Source organism: Vicinamibacteria bacterium (assembly GCA_035620555.1).
GTDB lineage: Bacteria > Acidobacteriota > Vicinamibacteria > Marinacidobacterales > SMYC01 > DASPGQ01.
Genome location: DASPGQ010000740.1, coordinates 1 through 3275, shown reverse-complemented (window position 1 = coordinate 3275; position 3275 = coordinate 1). Strand labels below are relative to the sequence as shown.

The following is a 3275-nucleotide window of genomic DNA, read 5'->3' as shown; positions in this document are numbered from 1 at the left end:
AACTTCTGAGCGTTTGGATCGTGTTGAACAAGCAGCAGGTTCCGCGTTTCGTAACGGCCTACCCTGGAGAGGCGTGATGGAGTTTCACGAATTAGAGACAGTGGTTCTTGTACGGGAGATCCCTGAACATGGCCTAAGAGCAGGCGACCTGGGCGCGGTGGTACAGGTGTATGAACCGGACGGACTCGAGATCGAATTCGTCACTGCGGCCGGAAAGACCAAGGCTCTCGTAACACTTCGGGTAGGTGACGTGCGTAAGGTGCAGGACAACGATCTGATTGCGGTTCGGTCGGTCGGCACCTTAGCTTAAGTGGCTGGCTAACCGCGTTTCGAGCGGACCAAGCCTTTCCTCAGTTCATAGGCCCCGTGGACGGGCTTTACCCGCAAAACGCGGCGATACACGAAGAACGAAAAGGGAGAAGATTATCTCCCTATCCCGAATATCTCCCCTATCCCCCATGTTGCACCAGCACCCGAGCAAATCGACTGATCCCCTCGCGGATGTCGTCCTCATCGACGTTGCCGTACCCGATTGCGAATGTACTGCCTCCTGGCTGGATTCCGCAGGCGTGAAGACGCACCTGGCAGGAGGCTTCCGTCACCGGATGGTCGGGGGATCGGGTGCGGGATCTCCCGGGCGGCGTGCTTCACCTCACCTCGAGGACACAAGCAGGAACGCAGGGAGGACGATCAAGGCTTCTTACCCTCGTGATATAGTAGGAACATCCGAGATTGGTATGACGATTACGAAGCAAGTAAGACTCAGCGCCAAGGGTCAGCTCGTGATTCCGAAGGAGATGCGTGAAGCGCTGGGACTCGTGGAGGGGGACCAACTTCTTGCGACTCTCGACGGAGAGCGGATCCTGATCGTACGTCCGGAGCACTTCGCGCGGTCGACGCGTGGAATCTTGAAGGGAACTTGGGGCCGGACGCGGAAGGACTTGACCCGCTATTTGAACCGGGAACGCCGCTCGTGGGAGTGAACCCGGAGAAGTTTCACAACGATCTCCGACGTTTCGAGAGCCTCGGGCTCGATTCGGCCGTTCTCATCTACCACCTCGAAGACGTGGAGCCCTACTCGGAGCTCACCGAGCTCATCTTTTCGGCGGTCGCCTCGGGCTCTGCAGCCTCGATCCTGTCGACCATTTCGTTGACAGAGCTTCTGGTCAAGCCGTTCGCGGAGGACCGGACGGATGCGATCGAACGAATCGAGAGGTTCATACTGGCGTTACCGAAAGCAAGGATCGTTGCACCCACCTACGCCATCGCCAAAGAAGCGGCACGGCTGCGGGGAAAGTACCGAATCAGGACACCCGATGCCTTGCTAGTGTCCACGGCCATCCATGAAGGAGCGAAGGCGTTCGTGACCAACGACGATCGACTGAAGCGTGTCGGAGCTGAAGGGATAAGGGTCCTGGTCCTCGATCAGTACGTTTCGTCCAAGCCGTAACCTTTCGTTTGGGGTGAGCGAACCTGTCGAGCGACTCCCTTGGCCGAAGCGGGCGGCGTTGCGGCTGTGGCGGACCTCGAGGGCGGTAAGGTGGAGAGCTACCTCAAGATCTCAGCGTTCGAGCAAATCGTCTTATCCCCTCGCGGATGTCGTCTTCATCGAGGTTGCCGTAGCCAAAGAGAAGACCGCCTCGGGGCGGAGTCGCAGCGTAGTAAGGCGAAACGGGGTAGAGCCCGACGCCCTCGGCGAGCGCCTTCTCGACGATCGGGTCGAGTCCACTGAGAGGGACAGAGGTCAGCCAGGCAACGAGATGGATTCCCGCGTTCGCACCCGAGAGCTCGACCGCGCCGCCGAGCTCATTCGTGAGCGCTTCCATGAGTGCTGCCCTGCGTGACGCGTTTCGGGCGCGCGCGCGTCTCTGGTGCTGTTCGAATGCACCCGATGCGATGAGCTCGGCGAGGGCGCGCTGTTCGAACCGGGGCGAGTGCCGGTCCGCAAGCCATTTGGTCTTGATGAAGGTCGCAACGAGGCTCGGCGGCAAGACCACGAAGCCGATTCGTATCGCGGGAAAGAGAACCTTGGAGAACGTCCCCACATAAATGACCCGACCGTGGCGGTCGAGGCGCTGGATGGCCTCGAGCGGGCGTCCTTCATAACGGTACTCGCTGTCGTAATCGTCTTCGATGACGACGGCGTCGCGCGCCTCCGCCCAGGCCAGTATTTTCAGACGCCGCGCGAGCGGCATCGTCACTCCCGTCGGGAACTGGTGCGAGGGAGTCACGTAGCACGCGCGCGCCTCCGGACCCGGCGTCCCGATGTCGAAACCGTCCTCGTCGACCGGATGGGCAAGAACGCGAAGCCCGTCGGATTCGAAGAGGTACCGGGCACCCTGGTACGAGGGCTCCTCGACGATGACGGCGTCGCCCGGCTCGAAGAACATTCGAGAGATCAAGCTCAGGGCTTGCTGGGATCCGCTCGTGACGACGACCTCGCTCGCCGAGCACCGAACGCCTCGGTTCTTGAACAGGTGTGCGGCAATGGCTTCTCTCAAGCTCGACTCGCCTTCCGGGGGCCCGTAGTCGAGGCTCAGCCGCTCCCCGGCCTTTCGAAGGGCACGCTGCCACTGCCGGAGCGTCGTGTCGTCGGGACGCGAGACACCGTAGGCAAAGTTGTAGCGAACCCTTTCCCTGTTCGGAAGGATCGTGGCGTCAGCGGCCCGCTTCCCATAGGCCGACAGATGGATCCGCGAGGGCCCCTCCTTGCGCGGGTGGCCATGGCGAGCCGGAGCGCGAAGGCTGACTTCAGGGATCTCGTTTGCCACGTAGGTGCCCGAGCCGACGCTTCCCGTGAGGTAGCCTTCGGCGACGAGCTGGGCGTAAGCCTGAAGGATGACGTTCCGGGATACGCCGAGCGACCGCGCTTCGGCACGCGATGAAGGAAGCCGTGCGCCCGGCGCAAGGCGCCCTTCGAGAATGGCCTCGCGGAAGGCCTGGTAGATCTGAAGGTGCAGCGGTGCGGCGCCGCCGAGCCGAACGAGCATCTTCTAGTACTCAATGCCGTGGCGGGACCCGCGATCGCCCGGCCGCCACGGCTCGGCCTTTGCGGCGCTGCGCGCCGATCTCGCGGCAGACGTTTGGCCACCGCTCGGCAGGCTGGGCGTACTTTTTCATCAGCCTGCTTCGGGTGACAAGTATGCCAAATTCTTTACAACTATGTAGTTTTTTCCCACCAACCGGTCGGTCATCCCGTCAAAAAGCCGCGCCAAAAGCGACTTCACGCACCTGGTATGAAACTTGCTGAAAGAAAAGCCTAAACCTATACTGAT

The 3275-nt window shown here is 61.3% G+C and carries 4 protein-coding genes; 3 read left to right on the top strand and 1 reads right to left on the bottom strand.

The window, feature by feature from the left end:
* The 3 genes from VEK15_29695 to VEK15_29685 all read left to right on the top strand — a co-directional run.
* Positions 1-310 (top strand): DUF4926 domain-containing protein (locus tag VEK15_29695; protein HXV64908.1); only part of this gene is annotated, 310 nt, incomplete at its 5' end.
* A 427-nt stretch (positions 311-737) separates the two neighbouring features.
* Positions 738-983, top strand: a complete 246-nt coding sequence (locus VEK15_29690) for an AbrB/MazE/SpoVT family DNA-binding domain-containing protein (GenBank protein HXV64907.1) — start codon at positions 738-740, stop codon at positions 981-983.
* A complete protein-coding gene (locus VEK15_29685; protein ID HXV64906.1) occupies positions 980-1450 on the top strand; it encodes a PIN domain-containing protein in 471 nt (156 codons plus the stop codon). Before VEK15_29690 ends, VEK15_29685 begins: the two co-directional genes overlap by 4 nt.
* A 103-nt stretch (positions 1451-1553) precedes the next feature.
* Here the strand turns inward: VEK15_29685 and VEK15_29680 are convergent, their stop codons facing one another.
* Positions 1554-2990: a PLP-dependent aminotransferase family protein gene (locus tag VEK15_29680; protein ID HXV64905.1), complete on the bottom strand. Its 1437-nt coding sequence runs from the start codon at positions 2988-2990 to the stop codon at positions 1554-1556.
* Between the last annotated feature and the right edge of the window lie 285 nt (positions 2991-3275).

Bases quoted from the DNA above. Each gene is read 5' to 3' on its own strand.
- VEK15_29690 (HXV64907.1), top strand. From the start codon at position 738: ATGACGATTACGAAGCAAGTAAGACTCAGCGCCAAGGGTCAGCTCGTG.
- VEK15_29680 (HXV64905.1), bottom strand. From the start codon at position 2,990: ATGCTCGTTCGGCTCGGCGGCGCCGCACCGCTGCACCTTCAGATCTAC.